Below are 19193 nucleotides of genomic sequence, written 5' to 3'. Positions count from 1 at the left end.
ATAATGAAGCCGGTTATCGCACTTATAGGCCGACCTAACGTCGGCAAATCCACGCTGTTCAATCGGCTCACCCGTTCACGCGACGCTTTGGTCGCAGATTTACCTGGCTTGACCAGGGACAGGCATTACGGCGAAGGCCGTGTTGGTGAACGCCCCTTTCTGGTGATTGATACAGGTGGTTTCGAGCCTGTTGCCAAAGAGGGTATCATGCATGAAATGGCCAAGCAGACCAAACAGGCTGTGGCTGAAGCAGATGTCGTTGTATTTATCGTCGATGGACGTCAAGGCCTGACGCCACATGACAAAACCATTACAGATTTCCTGCGCAAATCAGGCCGTTCTGTGATGTTGGTCGTCAACAAGGCTGAAGGTATGAAATATACCTCGGTGACTGCAGACTTTTACGAGCTGGGCCTGGGCGATCCTTATGTGATCTCATCTGCTCATGGTGATGGCGTGTCCGATCTGGTCGAAGAAATGCTTGATATCGCTTTTGCCCAGCGTCCGCCAGAAGTGGAAGAGCCTGAACCTAATGTCAGGGGTATCAAGATTGCAATCGTTGGCCGCCCTAACGTTGGTAAATCAACTTTGGTGAATACCTTGTTGGGTGAGGAAAGGGTGATTGCCTTTGACATGCCTGGAACTACCCGTGACTCGATAGAAATACCGTTCGAGCGTGATGGCGTACATTATTCGTTGATTGATACTGCGGGTATCCGTCGTCGCGGGAAGGTTTTTGAAGCGATAGAGAAGTTTTCAGTCGTAAAAACCCTACAGTCTGTATCAGAAGCCAATGTGGTTTTGCTTCTGCTTGATGCGCAACAGGATATTTCAGAACAGGATGCACATATCGCCGGGTTTATCCTGGAATCTGGCCGTGCCCTGGTTGTTGGTGTCAATAAATGGGATGGCTTGCAAAGCGACAGGCGTGATGAAATTAAATTGGATATTGAGCGCAAGCTGAATTTCCTGACATTTGCCAAGTTTCACTTCATTTCAGCACTAAAATCTACTGGCATCGCTCCTTTGATGAAGTCCATTGATGCTGCCTATGCTGCTGCAATGGTCAACTTGTCTACGCCTAAGCTTACGCGTGCCTTGATTGAGGCTGTAGAGCATCAGCAACCCAAGCGCAAGGGCTCTATCCGTCCCAAGTTGCGTTATGCCCATCAGGGTGGGCAAAATCCACCTATCATCGTCATTCACGGTAATGCACTGGAAGCGGTGGGTGATGTATATAAGCGTTACCTTGAAAAACATTTCCGTGAGACTTTCTCGCTGACTGGTACGCCTTTGAGAATTGAAATGCGTTCTGGCAAGAATCCGTTTGACAAGTCGTCGAAGTGAGTTCGTCCAAGCAAGTCTGCAGGCAAGTATCAAAATGTAAGAAAATGCTTAGTTGCTCTCCTTTTGCAGTGAAATTTAAGCAAGAGATATGCAATTAAGATAAAAATAGATTACATTACTTTGTAATCAACTTCTGGGAATACTTGTATTCTGATAAGTAGTCCCCAACTCCTAATCACAACAACACAATGGAGCTGTTATGAGCAATAAAGGGCAATTATTACAAGACCCATTTCTGAACGCTTTGCGTAAAGAACATATTCCTGTATCAATTTATTTGGTCAACGGCATTAAACTGCAAGGCCATATTGAATCTTTCGACCAGTATGTGGTTTTACTGCGCAATACTGTGACGCAAATGGTTTACAAGCATGCTATTTCTACCGTTGTGCCAGCACGCGCAGTCAGCATTAACACTGAGCCAGAGGCAGAGTAATTTTTGAGTAATGAAATAAAGAAGTCGTCCATGCGCGCCGCTTTAGTTGGTGTCGATTTCGGTAAGGACGACTTTGCCCCCAGTCTGGAAGAGCTATCCTTGCTTTCGCAATCTGCGGGGGCAGAGCCAGTTACAACCATCACTTGCAAACGATCGAGCCCTGATGCTGCTTTTTTTGTCGGTAGCGGAAAGGCCGATGAGATCGCACATGCTGTTGCCGACGCGGCGCTGGATATAGTCATTTTTAATCACGCACTTTCTCCAGCGCAACAAAGAAATCTGGAGCGACACTTGAAGGTCAGAGTGGTGGACCGTACCAGCCTGATATTGGATATTTTTGCTCAACGTGCCCATAGTCATGAAGGTAAAGTTCAGGTGGAGTTGGCTCAATTGCAGCATTTGGCTACCCGCTTGATACGTGGCTGGACTCATCTGGAAAGACAAAAGGGTGGTATAGGCTTGCGTGGCCCAGGCGAAACACAGCTGGAAACAGATCGACGTTTACTGGGCGAGCGCGTCAAAATGCTCAAGCAGAAGCTCGATAAGCTACATAAGCAAAGGGAAACACAGAGGCGTTCACGCGGCCGTAGCAATACCTTGTCGGTTTCGCTGGTTGGTTATACCAATGCAGGTAAGTCCAGTCTATTTAACAACATGACTAAGGCGGGCGCTTATGCCGCCAATCAATTATTTGCAACGCTGGATACCACTTCACGCCGTTTGTACCTGGGTGATGCAGGCAATATCGTCATTTCTGATACGGTCGGTTTCATACGTGAATTGCCGCATCAACTGGTTGCGGCATTTCGCGCAACACTGGAAGAAACCATCCATGCAGATTTGCTGTTGCACGTCGTGGATGCAAGTAGTCCGGTAAGGTTTGATCAGATTCAACAGGTCAATCAGGTGCTAGAGGAAATCGGTGCAGATCACATACCGCAGATACTGGTGTGGAATAAGATAGATCTTGCTGGCCTGGAGCCTTCGGTCGAGGTGGATGAGTGTGATAAAATTCAGAGGGTTTGTCTGAGCGCCCACACCGGAGCAGGTATAGGTTTATTGCGTGAAGCTATCGCCGAATTCGCATTGGCAAAAACGTCTGGCATTGCACAAACGGCAAGGTCAGAGGCGGTTGATGCCCGCCTTGATTTTCAGTAGTCCAACCCACTATTCATTGGATAGCGACAGAATGCTTGTTTCATTTCTCAAAAGATTTATTTTGACCATGTCCATAAATGATCCGCAATGGGGGCGTGGCTCGCAAAATAATAATAAACCCGACGGCAAAAAACCACCTGAAGGCCCACCTGATCTAGATCAGTTGTGGAAAGACTTTACCCAGAAACTGGGACGTCTGTTCGGGCAAAATGGCGGTAGTGATAACGGAGGTAATTTTTCACCAGACTCGTCTGGCGCTAAAATTGGTGCATCACTGATTGTTGCCGTGATTGCCCTGGTCTGGTTGTCCAGTGGTTTTTTTATCGTGCAAGAAGGGCAGACCGCTGTCATTACTACATTTGGCAAATTCAGTCATCAGACTTCGGCAGGTTTTAACTGGCGTTGGCCTTATCCTGTTCAGGGTCATGAGATAGTCAATCTGTCGCAAGTCAGAACAGTGGAGATAGGCTACAAAAAAGGCTCCAAGGAGCGCGAGTCCCTGATGCTGACTGATGATGAAAATATCGTCGATATTCAATTTGCGGTTCAATATAAATTGAATAATGCTGCTGACTGGTTGTATAACAACCGCGATCAGGAAGAGATGATACGTCAGGTAGCTGAAGCCGTTGTACGTGAAATCGTCGGTAAAAGTACCATGGATTTTGTCCTGTATGAAGGTCGAGAAAAAATCGCTCTCGATGTGAATGTCGGCATGCAGAAAATTCTGGATGCTTATGGTTCAGGCGTGCAAGTCGCCCAGGTGACTATGCAAAACGTGCAGGCCCCGGAGCAAGTTCAGGCCGTCTTTGAGGATGCTCAAAAAGCCAAGCAAGATAAAGAGCGACTGAAAAATGAAGGTATAGCCTATGCCAATGATGTCATTCCCAAGGCGCGTGGCGAAGCTTCCCGTTTGATACAAGAGGCGGAAGGCTATAAAGCCAGTGTTGTTGCCAACGCTCAGGGTAATGCTTCGCGCTTCCAGCAAGTGCTGACCGAATATCAAAAAGCACCGGCAATTACCAGAGACAGGTTGTATATGGAGGCTATGCAGCAAATATTCTCCAGTACCAGCAAAGTGATGGTGGATACCAAGACGGGTAATAACATGATTTATTTGCCTCTGGATAAGTTGATTAATCAAGCTGATCAATCTGCCGCTAAACCGGCTCTGCCAGCGCAATTGACCGCACCAGCTGTGGAACAGATCCCTACTGTAGAAATGCGTTATGGCAAAGATGGAAGATCAAAAGATAATCGTGACACACGCGAGAGGGAGGGTAGATAATGAATAAACTAGCTACTTTCATTATTGCTCTCTGTGCAGCAATTTTAGTTGCATATTCGACTATTTTCGTCGTTGATCAGCGTTCACACGCTATCGTATTTGCTTTAGGTGAAGTCAAATCTGTTATTAGTGAGCCCGGTTTGCATTTCAAGCTGCCACCACCATTCCAAAATGTGTTGTTTTTGGATAAGCGCATTTTGACGATTGACACCAATTCAGCAGATCGTTTTGTGACTTCTGAAAAGAAAAATATCCTGGTTGATTCTTATGTGAAATGGCGCATCAAGGATCCACGTCTGTATTTCGTCAGTTTTAATGGCGAAGAGCGCAGGGCGCAGGATAGAATGTCACAAATCATCAAAGCTGCCCTGAATGATGAAATAACCAAGCGCAAAGTGGGTGAAGTAATCTCCACTCAGCGTGGCAAGGTCATGGATGCGATTAAGAAAAAAGTGTCTGATGAAACCAAGCATATTGGCGTTGAGATTGTCGATGTGCGCCTCAAGCGTGTAGATTATGTCGAGCAAATCAATAACTCTGTGTATGACCGTATGAAGGCGGAACGTACCCGTGAAGCAAATGGCTTGCGTTCTACTGGTGCAGCAGAATCTGAAGAAATTCGAGCAGATGCCGACAAGCAAAGGCTGGTGATTAAGGCAGAAGCTAACCGCGATGCGCAAAAAATACGCGGTGCGGGTGATGCAGAAGCATCGCAAATCTATGCGCAAGCATATAGTCAAAGCCCTGAATTTTATAAATTCTATCGCAGTCTGGAAGCGTATACTGCATCATTCAAGAGTAAGAATGATGTTTTGGTAGTAGATCCTAATTCCGAGTTCTTTAAATATTTTAAAGGCCCATCTTCAGTAGGCGGTAATGCTCCTGCAGTAAAGGGTAAGTAATAAGGGTAAAGTGTAAAGTAATTGCCCGCTAAATAAAGTGACTGTAGTGACAAACAGCGATCTGCGCAAATTTTGTGCAGATCGCTGTTTGTCGGATAGCCTAAACTAAATAGTTGTTTTTTTTGATTGTTCTTCATGCCGAATTGGCTTTTACCTGAAAATATTGCTGATATCTTGCCATCAGAAGCACGCAAGATAGAAGAGTTGCGCCGTTTGTTGCTGGATAATTTCAGATTGTATGGTTACGAACTGGTCATGCCCCCCATGCTGGAATACATAGAGTCTCTGCTGACGGGTGCTGGCCAGGATATGGATTTGCGTACCTTCAAACTGGTAGATCAAATCTCTGGCCGCACCATGGGGCTGCGTGCTGACATGACAACACAAGTTGCCCGTATTGATGCACATCTGTTAAACCGCCGCACGGTTACCCGTCTTTGCTATGCAGGTAGTGTCTTGCATACCAAGCCGTCTGGTCTGCATGCTACACGGGAACCTTTGCAAATCGGTGCGGAAATTTACGGCCATGCCGGCCTTGAAGCTGACGCTGAAATTCAAGAGCTGGTATTAGCCTGTCTGGCCCTCGCGCATATTAAAGATGTGCGGCTGGATATGTGCCACGTAGGTGTTTTGCGTGCCTTATTGGCTGCCGATCCGCTGGCAAAGGCAGAAGAAAATACCCTGTATGCCTTGCTTGAGTCTAAAGACTTGCCTAGCATAGACAGGCTCAGCCAGAATTTTTCTCCTGAAGTGCGCGCAGCATTGATGGCTTTGCCAGGTTTATATGGAGATATCTCCATCATTCAAAAAGCGCGTACTGTATTGCCGGCATTCGAAGGCATACAAACAGCGCTGGATGAGCTTGAGCATCTGGTGCGTTTGACAGGCACAGCCCATGTCACGATAGACCTCGCTGATTTGCGTGGCTACCACTATCATAGTGGTGTGATGTTCAATGTATTTGTACCTGGTTTGCCAAACGCGGTTGCACGGGGTGGTCGTTATGATCATGTGGGTGAGGCTTTTGGCCGCTCACGCCCGGCGACAGGATTCTCTCTGGATTTGCGTGAGCTGGCGCGTCTGCTGCCTTCCGCTGAGAGAAAAGACGCAATTCGCGCTCCCTGGGGCAGTGATCCTGCCTTGCGGGAAAAAATCGCCGCATTGCGCAGCGAAGGCGAAATCGTGATTCAAAGCCTGCCAGGGCACGAGAACGAACAAGACGAATTTGATTGCAATCGCGCACTCACTTTCGATGCGGGTAAATGGATTCTTCAAAATGTAGGTTGAGTGATGACACAAACTAAAATTGCAAAAAACGTAGTCGTAATCGGCACCCAGTGGGGCGATGAAGGCAAGGGAAAAATCGTTGACTGGTTGACGGATCACGCTCAGGGCGTCGTGCGTTTTCAAGGCGGTCACAATGCTGGTCATACACTGGTAATCGGTGGTCAGAAAACGGCCTTGCAACTGATACCTTCTGGCATCATGCGCGCTGGAACTGCCTGCTACATCGGCAACGGTGTAGTCTTGTCCGTTCCTGATCTCTTGCGTGAAATTGACAAATTGCAGGCAAATGGCGTCGAAGTTGCTTCGCGCCTCAAGATTTCAGAAGCTTGCCCTGTGATTCTGCCGTATCACACAGCACTTGATGCGGCGCGTGAAATTGCCCGCGGTGCCGCCAAGATCGGCACTACTGGCAAAGGCATAGGCCCTGCTTATGAAGATAAGGTTGCCCGCCGTGCGATCCGCGTAGCTGATTTGCTCAATGAAGAGCGTTTTGCTGAAAAGCTGCGTGATAATCTGGATTATCACAATTTTGTGCTGACCAATTACCTGAAAGCGCCTGCAGTTGAATTCCAAAAAACCCTGGATGACACACTGGCCAATGTGCCGCGTATCCGTCCTATGGTGGCGGACGTTTCCAGTGCCTTGTATGCTGCGCACAAAGCTGGTGCCAGCCTCTTGTTTGAAGGTGCGCAAGGCAGTTTGCTGGACGTCGATCATGGTACTTACCCATTCGTTACATCCAGTAATTGTGTAGCTGGCAATGCCGCTGCTGGTTCTGGTGTTGGTCCTAACATGCTGCATTACATCCTGGGCATCACCAAGGCTTACACAACGCGTGTAGGTTCTGGCCCATTCCCATCTGAACTGCCGACCGATGCAGGCGTAGGCAAGCACCTGGCGAGTGTTGGTCATGAATTTGGTACAGTCACTGGTCGCGCCCGTCGTTGTGGCTGGTTTGATGCTGCGTTGTTGAAGCGCTCTGTGCAAATCAACGGCGTTTCAGGCATGTGCCTGACCAAGCTTGATGTGCTGGACGGTCTGGAAACATTGAAGCTGTGTACCGGTTATAAAGTTGATGGCAAAGTCGTCGATATCTTCCCGGTCGGTGCTGAAGAAGCGGCACGCTGTGAAGCCATCTATGAAGAAATGCCAGGCTGGTCTGATAGTACAGTTGGCGCGCAAAGCATGGATGCGCTGCCAGTCAATGCCCGCAATTACATCATGCGCATTCAGGAGTTGGTTGGTGTTCCTGTCGATATGGTCTCTACCGGACCGGATCGCGAAGAAACCATCGTGTTAAGGCACCCGTTTATTTAAGAAGGAACAATAAAAATATGAATATGCCTGCATCTACAGACAAGGACTTATGGGTTTCCTGGGAAGCCTATCACCGTTCCATCGAGCAGCTTGCATTGAAAGTGCATGAGTCTGGCTGGAAGTTTGATCAAGTCCTGTGTCTCGCCCGTGGTGGCTTGCGTCCTGGTGATATTTTCTCCAGAATTTTTGATGTGCCTCTGGCGATTTTATCGACTAGCTCATACCGTGAAGAATCCGGCACAGTGCAGGGCTCTCTGGATATAGGAAAATATATTTCCATGACCAAGGGAGCATTGCAAGGTAAAGTTTTGGTGGTCGATGACTTGGTTGATTCTGGCGTTACGCTGGAAAAAGTGCTCGTGCATCTGCGTGAAAACTTCCCGGCAGTGACTGAAGTAAAATCAGCCGTGATCTGGTACAAGGCATGTTCATCAGTGGCGCCAGATTATTATCTGGACCATCTGGCAAATAATCCCTGGATACACCAGCCTTTTGAAGAGTATGACAGTATCAGGCCACATCAGTTGAATGCCTGGTTGAAAAAGGGCGCAACATAATTGTTAGTCAAAAAATGGAAGCTATTTGCTTCCGTTTTTTTTGATGTCGGCAGTATGTGATTATCCAGTGTCTTATTATGATGGATGTCTTGTGTTTTACAGAAAAAAGGGGGGGCTTAATTGTTCCTGCCAGACTTTGTTTGTTTTGTATAATGCAGATATGATGCAGCTTGCGCACATGAGAAATGCAAATGAGGCAGATGTGGAATTGAAAAAGCCCGCTGATTTTCATCAGCGGGCTCTCAAATTTGTGGTGCCCACGGAGGGACTCGAACCCCCACACCCGAAGGCACATGGACCTGAACCATGCGCGTCTACCAATTCCGCCACGTGGGCAACGGAAGGCATGATTATAGGGTATTTGACTGGCTTTGGGGAAATATTTTGGGCAAAATTTTGCATCATCATGCTGACGAACAGAAAGTCACCGGCATCGTGGGCAAGAAATGCAGGGGTAGGGAATTTCTTGCTTATACTTGCAAAACTGAATGTGCCAAACGTGAAATTCGAAGTGGAATTGAAAAAGCCCGCTGATTTTCATCAGCGGGCTCTCAAATTTGTGGTGCCCACGGAGGGACTCGAACCCCCACACCCGAAGGCACATGGACCTGAACCATGCGCGTCTACCAATTCCGCCACGTGGGCAACGAAGAACAAGATTATAAATTAATCCAGGCATTTGTCAAGGTCAGCTACCTCGGTAGTACAAGAATTGTTAGGCGAAAGAGGTTTGCTACAGTAAACTATGGCCTGATAAGATTTTGGCGCAAGCCAAATTAACTTTTTTAAGAAAAAATACAAAATTTGAACAAGCATTCATACCCCATCCCCAGTCGCGAAGAGATACTGGGTGTTCTACGTACTAACACGGCAAAAATGACAGCGACTGCGATTGCAGAGGTATTGTCAGTGAAACCTGAGGAGTTAGATGGCATGACACGACGATTAAACGCGATGGAAAGAGATGGGCAAGTCAAAGTAGATAAAGGTGGAAATTATTCCATCGCCAATCAAGATAATTTCATCAGCGGCAAAGTCAGCAGTCATCGCGAAGGTTATGGTTTCCTGATTCCTGATGATGGCAGTGAAGACCTGTTCCTGCCTGAGCGCGAAATGCAAAAGGTCTTGCATGGTGACCGCGTCATGGCCCGCGTTGTCGGCACCGACAGGCGTGGTCGGCTGGAAGGTGGCATTCTTGAGATACTGGACAGAGCCAATACCCACGTTATTGGTCGTCTTCTCAATGAAAACGGCGTCTGGATAGTTGCGCCTGAAGACAAGCGTTTCAGCCAGGATATTTTATTGACTGGCGCACCAGGTAAAGCCAAGGCTGGGCAGGTCGTCAGCGTCGAGTTGACTGAGCAGCCTACCCGTTATGCGCAGCCCGTTGGCAAGATCGTTGAAATACTGGGTGATGTTGATGACCCCGGTATGGAAATCGAAATCGCCGTCAGAAAATTTGGTGTGCCACATGAGTTTTCTGAAGCAGTTAAAAAAGCTGCTGCCAAATTACCGTCAGAAGTCAGGGATAGTGATCTGACAGATCGTGTAGATCTGCGTGACATTCCCCTGGTGACGATTGATGGCGAAGATGCCCGCGATTTTGATGATGCCGTGTACTGTGAGCCAGTCAAAATAGGTCGCAGCAAAGGCCACAGGCTCATCGTTGCGATTGCCGACGTCAGTCATTATGTCAGCCCTAATGACGCGCTGGATGAAGAAGCCTTGTTGCGCAGCACTTCGGTGTATTTCCCGCGCCGGGTGATCCCTATGTTGCCAGAGCGCTTGTCCAATGGCTTGTGCTCGCTTAATCCTGATGTCGATCGCCTGACGCTGGTGTGCGATATGGTGATTACGCAGGATGGTGAAGTCACGGCCTACCAGTTTTATCCGGCTGTCATCCATTCTGCTGCGCGTTTCACATATACAGAAGTGGCAGCCATACTCGGCAATACCAAAGGGCCGGAAGCCGCCAAGCGCATGACGCTGGTACCGCATCTCTTGCACCTGTACGAAGTATTCCAGTCTTTATTGAAGGCCCGCCAGGTGCGTGGTGCTATCGACTTTGAAACGACGGAAACCTATATTGTTTGCAATCCATCTGGCAAGATAGAAAAGATATTGCCACGCACACGTAATGATGCACACAAGCTGATTGAAGAATGCATGTTGGCAGCCAATGTATGCGCAGCAAATTTGCTGGAAACTTATAAGCATCCAGGCACATATCGCATCCATGCCGGACCGACCAAAGAGAAACTGACCCAGGTCAGAAATTTCCTGAAGCAAGTTGGCCTGTTCCTCGGTGGTGGCGACAAGCCAGCCGCATCCGATTATGCCGAGTTGATGAAGAAGGTCAAGGGTAGGCCAGACGCGCCCCTTTTGCAAACCATGTTGCTGCGTTCCATGCAGCAAGCGGTTTATAGCCCGGATAATATCGGCCATTTCGGTTTGTCTTACGATGCTTACGCCCACTTCACCAGCCCGATACGCCGTTACCCTGATTTGCTGACGCACAGAGCTATCAAGGCAATCTTGCAGGGGCGCAAATACGAGCCCAAAGGAATCGATCTGACGCTCTTGAATACTTCAGTATCGAACGCCACCAGAAAACAGCAGATTGCTGACAAGGCTGCGGGCAAGAAGAAAGAAGAGAAAGAACAGACTATCTGGGATGCTCTGGGTGTTCACTGTTCTGCCAATGAGCGTCGTGCTGACGAAGCATCACGCGATGTCGAAGCCTGGCTAAAGTGCTATTTCATACGTAACAAGGTAGGCGAAGAATTCACAGGCATGATCACTGGTGTGACACAGTTTGGTATTTTTGTTCAGCTGGATGAAATTTTCATCGAAGGCCTTGTGCATGTGACTGAACTGGGCGCTGATTACTTCCAATATGACGAAGCGCGCCATGAGCTGCGCGGCGAACGTACCGGCAAGCGTTATCAGTTGACCGATAAAGTCACGGTGCAAGTCAGTCGCGTTGACCTGGACGCCCGCAAGATAGATTTGGCCATAGTCCAAGCCGTGTCGCCACGCTCTGCAGGTTTGGTCGATACTCGTGGTGCAGCTGTGAATGAGAAAAATCGCAAGGGTGCTACCAGTGCCAAGAAAGCGTTGCCTGTTCCTGAAGAAAAAGCCGTGGCAAATTATGGCAGAGGTGGTAAAACTGCTCCGGCCAAAAAAGTAAAAGAAGAAAGTTTTTCTGGTGGACGTCGCCAGAAATCCTCACCTGCTGTCGCCAGTGCGAAGAAAAAAGCACCTGCAGCTGCTGGTAAGTCAGCGAAGAAAAGACGTTAGTACCTTAAAGAAAAGCATGTAAAGAAAAGAATGAAATGAAAAGTAAAATGATTTTTGGTTTCCATGCGGTGACCTCCCGGATCCGTCATGAAGCCTCTTCCGTCGAAGAAATCTATGTAGATTCTTCCCGCGTCGATGGTCGCATGAAAGATTTATTGCAAGCGGCAAAAGCTGCTGGTGTGCGCATCATTCCGGCGGATGATCAGCGCCTCAGCAATATCGTCGGTACACGCCGCCATCAGGGTGTAGTGGCGAAGGCCAGTGAACTGTCACTGGCACGCAATCTTGATGAATTGCTGGATGCAATTGACGGCCCGCCTTTGCTGCTGGTACTGGATGGTATTACTGATCCGCATAATCTGGGTGCCTGCCTGCGGGTAGCTGACGGTGCTGGTGCGCATGCGGTTATTGCTCCCAAGGACAGGGCAGTGGGCTTGAATGCAACAGCCGCCAAGGTTGCCAGTGGTGCTGCGGAAACAGTGCCTTATATTACCGTCACCAATCTGGCGCGCACCCTGCGTGAATTGAAAGATCGTGACATCTGGCTGGTCGGCACGACAGATGAAGTGGAAAAAAATATCTATGATGTGGATTTCAAAGTTGGTTGCGCTATCGTCATGGGTTCTGAGGGTGAGGGCATGCGCCGCCTGACCCGTGAAACCTGCGATATGCTGGTCAGTGTTCCCATGTTCGGTTCTGTAGAAAGCCTGAATGTCTCCGTGGCGTCAGGTGTTTGTCTGTACGAAGCCCGCCGTCAGCGTCTGTAAGATCGTCGCGTCTGGTATTCATGATTTTTGGTGCCGGGCGCAGCTTTTTCAGAAATACGCTACTATCTTATTCCCCTCCGTCATAACCATATAAATTCCATGTTTGACCGCCTGAGAGAAGATATAGCCAGTATTATCAAGAAAGATCCTGCTGCCCGTAATGCCTGGGAGGTAATCACTTGTTATCCTGGTTTTCAGGCTATCCTCATGCATGGTTGGGCGCAATGGTGCTGGAAACGCGGTTTGAAATGGCTGGGTCGTTTTATCTCTCATATTGCCCGGGTACTGACCGGCATAGAAATTCACCCTGGTGCGACGATAGGTCGCCGGGTATTTATTGACCATGGTTTTGGTGTGGTTATTGGCGAAACGGCAGAAATAGGTGATGACTGCACGATCTACCAGGGCGTGACTCTGGGCGGTACCTCATTGTCGCGTGGCGCAAAACGTCATCCTACCCTGGAGGCGGGTGTCATTGTCGGTGCAGGTGCCAAAGTACTGGGTGGTTTTACTATTGGAGCAGGTGCCAAGATAGGATCAAACTCTGTGGTACTCAAGCCGGTGCCTGCTGGTGGTACTGCGGTTGGTAATCCTGCTCACGTCATCAAAAAAGAATTAGCTTCTGCAGATTCAGAAACTGCACATTTGTTCACCGCATATGGCGTGACTCAAAACAGTGACGACCCAATTTCCAAAGTCCTGCACAAGCTGATTGATCACGCTGCCGCACAGCAAGAACAGATAGAGAAATTATCTGCAGCTTTGGCGCAATCCGGTATCGTCTGTGACGCCCGGTCTGAGGTGGGTAAGCTGATACCGGAGCAGATTAATAGCCTGGTTGACTGATTCTTAATCCATCCATGAGTTAGGCACCAGCGCTAGTCTGGTAGGCCAACTGATTGATATGAAGTCTAATCTGTGGCAATAGCTCGCTGGCAGTCAAGCCTATCGGTCCTGTTCCATTTTTTACCAGTACATCGGCTGCATGACCATGCACCCAAGTTGCTATCCGCGCTGCATCCATGCTATTGCTAAGCTGCGCCAGTAAAGCGCCTGCTGCACCTGCCAGCACATCTCCCGTGCCACCACTGGCCAGGGCTGGGTTGCCAGTCGTATTGATATATAGCTTGCCATCTGCATCGCAAATAATGCTGCCTGAACCCTTGAGTATCACTACTGCATTGAATTTTCGCGCCAGTTCCAGTGTCGCATGCAAGCGCTTATTCTGTATCTCAGCGACACTCTTGTTCAGTAATCTCGCCGCCTCCAATGGATGTGGCGTGAGCATGCACGGGGTACTTCTGTCGTGTAATAAGGCTTGCAATTTGCTGTCTGCAGCAATCAGGTTCAAGGCATCGGCATCAATGACCAGTGCTTGCGCAGTTTGAATTGCACTGCGGAGTAAGGCATGAGCTGTGTTTGAAGTACCCAGCCCTGGTCCTATGACCACAGTTGCCTCTGCCAGACTTATCTCTCCAGCCTGACGAAACATGATTTCCGGGTGCAGGCTGTCGTAAGCTGGTGCTTCGGCCAGCATGCTGCAGTAAATCCTCCCGGCACCTGCATATTGTGCGGCCCTTGCCGCAAGTATGGCTGCGCCTGCCATGCCCTTGGCACCGCCAAGTACTATGACGTCACCAAAACTGCCTTTATGGCTGTTTTGTTTGCGAGGCTTTAGAATCCGCAGGAGGGAAGTGCGTTCGTTCAGATGGCTGCGACATTCAGGAAAGAAATCGTCGGAAATATCCAAAGTGTTGACCGTAATCTTGCCTGCATAGTCTTTGCCTGATCCTGTATGCAATCCAGGTTTATTGGAGATAAAAGTGATGGTATGGCTGGCTTGAATAAGCACGCTGTCGTGACTTACAGGCTGGCCGGTATCGGCATTCAGACCACTGGGAACATCAATCGCCAGTACTGGGATAGCCTTTTCAGACGCGAGTCGGTTCATGAAATTGATTAGCCTGGCGATGTCAGCTTCCGGTGCCCGCTTCAGACCTATGCCGAATAAGCCATCAATAATCAGGCTCCAGTTTTGTGATCGCGTATTGAGTAATGTGTGAAGGTCCGCAAACTCCAGCCCGGCATTGCGGGCTCTTTGCAGCGCGGCCTGCGCATCTGGAGAGTATTTCTCAAATGCCCCGCACATGAGGCAAACCGCTTTGAAGCCCTGTCTGGATAGCTGATATCCGGCCTCATAAGCATCTCCTCCATTATTGCCCGGCCCTGCCAGTATCAATATGGGATATTGCGTGTTCACGCAAATTTTCGCCGCCAGTCCTGCCGTCGCCAGCCCGGCTTTCTGCATGAGCGTGATCTCACTCTGATGTGCCAGTGCACGGGCCTCTATTTCACGTATCTGTTCTACGTTATAAAGCCTGGCTTCCCCGGCAAATACCCCGCATGACATAATTTACCTCTTTATCGGGAGCGGTGTAGTCTGGCCTAAGGACTGTATCATTTCCAGGCCACTCTGGAACAGGTTTTGCAGCGGCAGCAGCAGGTAAGGCATGATCAGGGCCACCATCAAAAAACCTACGCCTATGGTGATAGGAAAACCTATCCCAAACAAATTCAATTGAGGTGCAGCGCGTGTCAATATGCCGAGGGCGACGTTGGTCACCAGCAGGGCTGCAACAATGGGGAGCGAGAGGTGCATGCCCACGCTGAAAATTTGCTCCCCCCAGATTGCCAGCTTTTGATAATTGAGACCAGATTGATAGGTGGTTGCAATAGGCATGGTATGAAAGCTCTCAACCAGCGCCGCCAGCATGGAAAGATGTACATTCAGCGTCAGCATCAGCAAAGTCGATGTCAGCACCAGAAATTGCGCAATCGCTGACGAGCGCCCCTGGGTCTGCGGATCAAAAAAAGTCGCAAAGCCCAGTCCCATCGTCAAGCCAGAAACCTCACCAGCCATCTCTATTGCAGAAAAGACGACGCGCATGACAAAGCCCATTGCCAATCCTATGATGAGTTGCTGTGCGAGTACCAAAATACCATTCAGGGAAACCGGGTCAAGATCAGATATCGTTGGCAGGGTAGGAGCGACAATCAGCGATAAGACTACACCCAGCGCGATCTTGATTTGTACCGGGACAGTGTTATTGCCAAATGGCGGGGCAACCGCAATTAGCCCCAGTATCCTGGTCAGAGGCCAGATAAAGGAATTGATCAGTGCAATCAGTTCATTGCTGGAAAAAGAGATCATGGAATTGCGATGGTACGCAAATCAGGCTGCCATGGTGGCGATGCTGGAAAACATCTGGCGCATGTAATCCATGAGGACTGAAAGCATCCAGGGCCCCGCAATAATGAGTGTGACAAAGATGCCTATCAGCTTCGGAATGAAAGACAGAGTCGTTTCATTGATTTGCGTGGCTGCCTGGAAAATACTGACGATCAGACCTATGCCCAGCGCCACCAGTAGCAAGGGGGCAGACACCATTAGGGTGACTTCCATGGCTTGGCGGCCTAATGTCATTACGCTATCGGGTGTCATGGTGAACCTTAGTAAAAACTTTGTGCGAGTGAACCTATCAACAATTGCCAGCCATCAACAAGTACAAAGAGCATGAGCTTGAAGGGCAGCGATACGATGGCAGGTGAGACCATCATCATACCCATGGACATCAGCACGCTGGCAACCACCATGTCGATGATGAGGAAGGGGATGAAGATGGCAAAACTGATTTGAAAAGCAGTTTTCAGTTCACTGGTAATAAAGGCAGGGATCAAAATTCGCAAAGGTACATCTTCCGGCCCTTGCAACTCAGGGGTATTGGATAATTTTACATACAGGGCCAGATCAGTCTGTCTGGTTTGCTTCATCATGAATTGTTTCAGCGGGGTTGCTCCCTTATCCAGAGCAACCTGCATGGTGATCTTGTTTTCAGTAAACGGCTGATAAGCTTCAGCATAGATTTTGTCAAACACCGGCCCCATGACGAACAGGGTCAGGAACAGAGATAAACCCACCATTACCTGATTCGGCGGTGCAGACTGGGTACCCAACGCTTGCCTGAGCAAAGACAAGACAATGATGATGCGGGTAAAGCTGGTCATCATCAGCAAGGCAGCCGGCAAAAAGCTGAGCGCAGTCAGGAACAGCAGCGTTTGTATGCTGAGTGAATAGTTTTGTCCACCGCCGGGTGCGGGTGTGCTGGTAATCGCTTGCAGGCCCCCGTTGGCCTGGGCCATGGCGGCTTCTGGCAAGGCCAGGCCGCACAACAAGAGAGCCAGCCAGATGAATGGCAGATGAGAGCACAAAATTTTCATGCGATGTAGTTACCTGTTGTCAGACGGCTCTGTAGATTGCTCAGCGGTTCGCCCAGCATTGCGTTTTTCCAGCGTGCGTTTAAGCCAGGCAGAAAAAGGATCATTTGCGGCTATTTGTGCTGACTGATTAAGCAATTCTTGCTGTTTGGGCATGCTGCCCAGATGATTGATATTGCTTGCAGTCACGCCAAGGATCAGCCATTGGTCGCCTACTTCAACTACCATCACTCGTTCACGATTGCCTACGCTGATACCGCCAATGATTTTGACCGGGATTTTATTGCCCGCATTTATGGGACCCAGCCGGCGCATGAGCCAGGCGGCCATGACAACCAGTCCCAGCACCAGAAGTAGTGCTGTAGCAATTTGTAAAAAACCACCGCTAGGTGACACTGGCGCAGTCTCGGCAGCAAACGCGGAACTGCCAATAGTCGCCAATATTAACGACATAAAATAAGACAATTTCATCTTCATTTATTGAGTTTGCGTATGCGTTCTGCAGGCGTCACGATATCCGTCAGGCGTATACCAAACTTATCGTTGACCACAACTACCTCACCCTGAGCAATCAGGCAGCCATTCACCAACACATCCATAGGTTCGCCAGCCAGTCCGTCAAGTTCGACCACGGAGCCTTGTGCCAGTTGCAGCAGGTTTTTGATGGCAATCTTGGTTCTGCCCAGCTCTACCGTCAGTTGAACCGGTATATCGAGAATGAAGTCGATGTCATTATGGGTTTCTGGCGCAGTACTGCTCTTGCCGCTGAATTCTTTGAAAATGGCAGCGGTCGCTGGTGGTGCTTCAGGCTTTTCGGCTGCTGCAGCTTCTGCTCTTTCCTGTTCTGCAATCGCAGCACCCCAGTCATCTTCACTGATAGGTGTATCGCCGTTGTCATCCATGATTTTCTCCTTGTGCTACTTCCTGTACGCTGGAGCTGATCAGCTTCTCCACACGCAAGGCATACTGTCCGTTAAATACACCATATTTGCACTCCATCACAGGAGTGCCGTCAACTTTTGCTGAAATAATTTCTGGTATCGAAAGAGGAATGATATCGCCTTCCTTCATGTTCAGTATATCGCCCAGAGTGACGCGCGTGGTGCCCAGATCTGCAACTATTTCAACTTCTGCTATCTGTATCTGCTGCGTCATCAGCCGCACCCAGCGTTTATCTACCTCCAGGGTTTCACCTTGCAGGCTACTGGTGAGGATGTCGCGTATGGGTTCTATGGTGGAATACGGCATGCATAAATGCATTTCACCACTGACTGGCCCCAGTTCTATCGTGAAGGTGGTTGATACGACGACTTCATTCGGGGTTGCAATATTGGCGAATTGGGTATTCATTTCTGAGCGTATATATTCAAACTCTATGGGATAGACTGGCTCCCAGGATTTGGAATAGGTTTCAAAAATGATTTCCAGTATGCGGTGAATGATGCGTTGTTCAGTCTGGGTAAAGTCACGACCTTCAACCCGGGTATGGAAGCGGCCGTCACCACCAAACAGATTATCCACCAGCAAAAACACCAGGCCAGGATCAAGCACGATCAATGAGGTGCCGCGCAAAGGCTTCATGTGTACCAGATTCAGATTGGTAGGCACCACCAGATTACGGATGAATTCACTGTACTTCGATACCCTGACAGTACCAACGGAAACCTCTGCACTGCGGCGTAGGAAATTGAACAAACCTATGCGCAACAAGCGGGCAAAACGTTCATTGATAATTTCCAGCGTTGGCATACGGCCACGGACGATACGCTCTTGCGTGGCAAGATTGTAGGGCCGGACACCGGAAGTATCCTCGAGAGATTGCGAGTCGTCCTGATCTCCCGTGACACCCTTCAAAAGGGCATCAACTTCTTCCTGGGAGAGAAAATTATCTGACATGGTTTTATTGGACTACAAAAGACGTAAAGAAAACACCACTGACTTTTTGTGGTTCTCCCTTTGCCGTGAAAGGCAGGGCAACTTTTTCAATAATGTCATTGACCAGTCTTTCCTTGCCTTCGGACGATAAAATTTCAGATGCATCCTTGCTTGACAGCAGCAACAGTAAGCGGCTGCGCACTTGCGGCATATTGGCCTTGATCAGATTGACCTGTTCTTCATCCTGCACTTGCAGCGTCATGCTGATTTGCAGATATTTGTCACCATCGTTTGATTGCAGGTTCACCGTAAATGGTTCGAGCGCAAGAAATACAGGGGCTTTTGCCGGTTCGGTCTTATGTTCTTTTTCTTTGTTGGCCGGTGCTTTTTTAGACAGAAAAAAAGCTGCGCCGCCGCCAGCAGCGACCAGTAAGACGACAACCGCAGCAATGATGATCAGGAGCTTTTTCTTCGACTTTCCTGCTGGAGCATCGCTTGCTTCCGCTGCTTTCGCTGGTGCTTTCGCCATGGTTTTCCTCTCTGTAGGCAATACATGCCATGATTTTTACGTATTATGCTTGAAGGCAGGCATTTAATATCCGGGAAAAAGAGGGCGTATTTCAGCTTATCTCTGATGTTTGCAAAGTAGTGAACTCACTTCATTGCCTGGATCAGCCTGTTCAT

20 protein-coding genes and 2 tRNA genes are annotated in these 19193 nt (G+C 49.0%); 12 read left to right on the top strand and 10 right to left on the bottom strand.

Going from position 1 to position 19193, the window contains the following annotated elements:
- Positions 1-3 precede the first annotated feature (3 nt).
- The 8 genes from der to ACO0LG_RS11555 all read left to right on the top strand — a co-directional run bounded on the left by der (position 4) and on the right by ACO0LG_RS11555 (position 8292).
- The gene (gene der, locus ACO0LG_RS11590; protein ID WP_423026396.1) at positions 4-1347 is read left to right on the top strand and encodes a ribosome biogenesis GTPase Der; all 1344 of its coding nucleotides are present in this window, start codon (positions 4-6) and stop codon (positions 1345-1347) included.
- A gap of 199 nt (positions 1348-1546) precedes the next feature.
- The gene (gene hfq, locus ACO0LG_RS11585) at positions 1547-1783 is read left to right on the top strand and encodes an RNA chaperone Hfq (RefSeq protein ID WP_162041076.1); all 237 of its coding nucleotides are present in this window, start codon (positions 1547-1549) and stop codon (positions 1781-1783) included.
- Between the two features lie 30 nt (positions 1784-1813).
- The gene (gene hflX / locus ACO0LG_RS11580; RefSeq protein WP_423026394.1) at positions 1814-2941 is read left to right on the top strand and encodes a GTPase HflX; all 1128 of its coding nucleotides are present in this window, start codon (positions 1814-1816) and stop codon (positions 2939-2941) included.
- A gap of 31 nt (positions 2942-2972) precedes the next feature.
- A complete protein-coding gene (gene hflK, locus ACO0LG_RS11575) occupies positions 2973-4229 on the top strand; it encodes an FtsH protease activity modulator HflK (RefSeq protein WP_423026392.1) in 1257 nt (418 codons plus the stop codon).
- Positions 4229-5131: a protease modulator HflC gene (gene hflC, locus ACO0LG_RS11570; protein ID WP_423026390.1), complete on the top strand. Its 903-nt coding sequence runs from the start codon at positions 4229-4231 to the stop codon at positions 5129-5131. Before hflK ends, hflC begins: the two co-directional genes overlap by 1 nt.
- 135 nt (positions 5132-5266) lie before the next feature.
- Positions 5267-6418 (top strand): ATP phosphoribosyltransferase regulatory subunit, encoded by a 1152-nt coding sequence (locus ACO0LG_RS11565; RefSeq protein WP_423026388.1) that lies wholly within the window; start codon positions 5267-5269, stop codon positions 6416-6418.
- Positions 6419-6421: 3 nt separating this feature from the next.
- A complete protein-coding gene (locus tag ACO0LG_RS11560; RefSeq protein ID WP_423010964.1) occupies positions 6422-7735 on the top strand; it encodes an adenylosuccinate synthase in 1314 nt (437 codons plus the stop codon).
- A gap of 23 nt (positions 7736-7758) precedes the next feature.
- The gene (locus ACO0LG_RS11555) at positions 7759-8292 is read left to right on the top strand and encodes a phosphoribosyltransferase (protein ID WP_423026386.1); all 534 of its coding nucleotides are present in this window, start codon (positions 7759-7761) and stop codon (positions 8290-8292) included.
- 251 nt (positions 8293-8543) lie between these two features.
- Here ACO0LG_RS11555 and ACO0LG_RS11550 read toward each other — a convergent pair.
- Positions 8544-8628, bottom strand: a tRNA-Leu gene (locus ACO0LG_RS11550).
- Here ACO0LG_RS11550 and ACO0LG_RS11545 point away from each other — a divergent pair.
- On the top strand, positions 8599-8826 hold the full coding sequence (locus ACO0LG_RS11545) for a hypothetical protein (RefSeq protein WP_423026384.1): 228 nt from the start codon (positions 8599-8601) through the stop codon (positions 8824-8826). The genes ACO0LG_RS11550 and ACO0LG_RS11545 overlap by 30 nt on opposite strands.
- Positions 8827-8852: 26 nt before the next feature.
- On the opposite strand, the gene ACO0LG_RS11540 is transcribed toward ACO0LG_RS11545, so the two are convergent.
- Positions 8853-8937: transfer RNA gene (locus tag ACO0LG_RS11540), tRNA-Leu, on the bottom strand.
- A gap of 159 nt (positions 8938-9096) precedes the next feature.
- Here ACO0LG_RS11540 and rnr point away from each other — a divergent pair.
- The 3 genes from rnr to cysE all read left to right on the top strand — a co-directional run bounded on the left by rnr (position 9097) and on the right by cysE (position 13205).
- Positions 9097-11592, top strand: coding sequence for a ribonuclease R (rnr, locus tag ACO0LG_RS11535; protein ID WP_423026382.1), 2496 nt, complete (start codon positions 9097-9099; stop codon positions 11590-11592).
- 35 nt (positions 11593-11627) lie between these two features.
- Positions 11628-12359: a 23S rRNA (guanosine(2251)-2'-O)-methyltransferase RlmB gene (gene rlmB, locus ACO0LG_RS11530; protein ID WP_423003757.1), complete on the top strand. Its 732-nt coding sequence runs from the start codon at positions 11628-11630 to the stop codon at positions 12357-12359.
- A gap of 99 nt (positions 12360-12458) precedes the next feature.
- Positions 12459-13205, top strand: coding sequence for a serine O-acetyltransferase (cysE, locus tag ACO0LG_RS11525; protein ID WP_423026380.1), 747 nt, complete (start codon positions 12459-12461; stop codon positions 13203-13205).
- A 19-nt stretch (positions 13206-13224) separates the two neighbouring features.
- Here the strand turns inward: cysE and ACO0LG_RS11520 are convergent, their stop codons facing one another.
- The 8 genes from ACO0LG_RS11520 to fliL are packed head-to-tail and all read right to left on the bottom strand — an operon-like array spanning position 13225 to position 19038.
- A complete protein-coding gene (locus ACO0LG_RS11520) occupies positions 13225-14769 on the bottom strand; it encodes an NAD(P)H-hydrate dehydratase (protein WP_423026378.1) in 1545 nt (514 codons plus the stop codon).
- Between the two features lie 3 nt (positions 14770-14772).
- On the bottom strand, positions 14773-15570 hold the full coding sequence (fliR, locus tag ACO0LG_RS11515) for a flagellar biosynthetic protein FliR (protein ID WP_423026376.1): 798 nt from the start codon (positions 15568-15570) through the stop codon (positions 14773-14775).
- 21 nt (positions 15571-15591) lie between these two features.
- Positions 15592-15861, bottom strand: coding sequence for a flagellar biosynthesis protein FliQ (fliQ, locus tag ACO0LG_RS11510; RefSeq protein ID WP_162041086.1), 270 nt, complete (start codon positions 15859-15861; stop codon positions 15592-15594).
- A gap of 8 nt (positions 15862-15869) precedes the next feature.
- Positions 15870-16637, bottom strand: a complete 768-nt coding sequence (gene fliP, locus ACO0LG_RS11505; protein ID WP_423026374.1) for a flagellar type III secretion system pore protein FliP — start codon at positions 16635-16637, stop codon at positions 15870-15872.
- A gap of 9 nt (positions 16638-16646) precedes the next feature.
- Complete coding sequence (gene fliO, locus ACO0LG_RS11500; protein ID WP_423026372.1) at positions 16647-17087, bottom strand: flagellar biosynthetic protein FliO; 441 nt, start codon at positions 17085-17087, stop codon at positions 16647-16649.
- A 20-nt stretch (positions 17088-17107) separates the two neighbouring features.
- Entirely contained in the window at positions 17108-17536 is a 429-nt protein-coding gene (fliN, locus tag ACO0LG_RS11495; RefSeq protein ID WP_423026370.1) for a flagellar motor switch protein FliN, read from the bottom strand.
- Entirely contained in the window at positions 17529-18530 is a 1002-nt protein-coding gene (gene fliM, locus ACO0LG_RS11490) for a flagellar motor switch protein FliM (RefSeq protein WP_110253184.1), read from the bottom strand. Before fliM ends, fliN begins: the two co-directional genes overlap by 8 nt.
- Positions 18531-18534: 4 nt before the next feature.
- A complete protein-coding gene (fliL, locus tag ACO0LG_RS11485; RefSeq protein ID WP_423026368.1) occupies positions 18535-19038 on the bottom strand; it encodes a flagellar basal body-associated protein FliL in 504 nt (167 codons plus the stop codon).
- Positions 19039-19193: the final 155 nt, after the last annotated feature.

Origin of the sequence: Undibacterium sp. Ji42W (assembly GCF_049340405.1) — a bacterium.
GTDB lineage: Bacteria > Pseudomonadota > Gammaproteobacteria > Burkholderiales > Burkholderiaceae_D > Undibacterium.
The sequence above is the reverse complement of the archived record's forward strand: the minus strand, read 5'-3'. Positions and strand labels throughout refer to the sequence as shown.

Bases quoted from the DNA above. Each gene is read 5' to 3' on its own strand.
- der (WP_423026396.1), top strand. From the start codon at position 4: ATGAAGCCGGTTATCGCACTTATAGGCCGACCTAACGTCGGCAAATCC.
- hfq (WP_162041076.1), top strand. From the start codon at position 1,547: ATGAGCAATAAAGGGCAATTATTACAAGACCCATTTCTGAACGCTTTG.
- hflX (WP_423026394.1), top strand. From the start codon at position 1,814: ATGCGCGCCGCTTTAGTTGGTGTCGATTTCGGTAAGGACGACTTTGCC.
- hflK (WP_423026392.1), top strand. From the start codon at position 2,973: ATGCTTGTTTCATTTCTCAAAAGATTTATTTTGACCATGTCCATAAAT.
- hflC (WP_423026390.1), top strand. From the start codon at position 4,229: ATGAATAAACTAGCTACTTTCATTATTGCTCTCTGTGCAGCAATTTTA.
- ACO0LG_RS11565 (WP_423026388.1), top strand. From the start codon at position 5,267: ATGCCGAATTGGCTTTTACCTGAAAATATTGCTGATATCTTGCCATCA.
- ACO0LG_RS11560 (WP_423010964.1), top strand. From the start codon at position 6,422: ATGACACAAACTAAAATTGCAAAAAACGTAGTCGTAATCGGCACCCAG.
- ACO0LG_RS11555 (WP_423026386.1), top strand. From the start codon at position 7,759: ATGCCTGCATCTACAGACAAGGACTTATGGGTTTCCTGGGAAGCCTAT.
- ACO0LG_RS11545 (WP_423026384.1), top strand. From the start codon at position 8,599: ATGCGCGTCTACCAATTCCGCCACGTGGGCAACGGAAGGCATGATTAT.
- rlmB (WP_423003757.1), top strand. From the start codon at position 11,628: ATGAAAAGTAAAATGATTTTTGGTTTCCATGCGGTGACCTCCCGGATC.
- cysE (WP_423026380.1), top strand. From the start codon at position 12,459: ATGTTTGACCGCCTGAGAGAAGATATAGCCAGTATTATCAAGAAAGAT.
- ACO0LG_RS11520 (WP_423026378.1), bottom strand. From the start codon at position 14,769: ATGTCATGCGGGGTATTTGCCGGGGAAGCCAGGCTTTATAACGTAGAA.
- fliR (WP_423026376.1), bottom strand. From the start codon at position 15,570: ATGATCTCTTTTTCCAGCAATGAACTGATTGCACTGATCAATTCCTTT.
- fliQ (WP_162041086.1), bottom strand. From the start codon at position 15,861: ATGACACCCGATAGCGTAATGACATTAGGCCGCCAAGCCATGGAAGTC.
- fliP (WP_423026374.1), bottom strand. From the start codon at position 16,637: ATGAAAATTTTGTGCTCTCATCTGCCATTCATCTGGCTGGCTCTCTTG.
- fliO (WP_423026372.1), bottom strand. From the start codon at position 17,087: ATGTCGTTAATATTGGCGACTATTGGCAGTTCCGCGTTTGCTGCCGAG.
- fliN (WP_423026370.1), bottom strand. From the start codon at position 17,536: ATGGATGACAACGGCGATACACCTATCAGTGAAGATGACTGGGGTGCT.
- fliM (WP_110253184.1), bottom strand. From the start codon at position 18,530: ATGTCAGATAATTTTCTCTCCCAGGAAGAAGTTGATGCCCTTTTGAAG.
- fliL (WP_423026368.1), bottom strand. From the start codon at position 19,038: ATGGCGAAAGCACCAGCGAAAGCAGCGGAAGCAAGCGATGCTCCAGCA.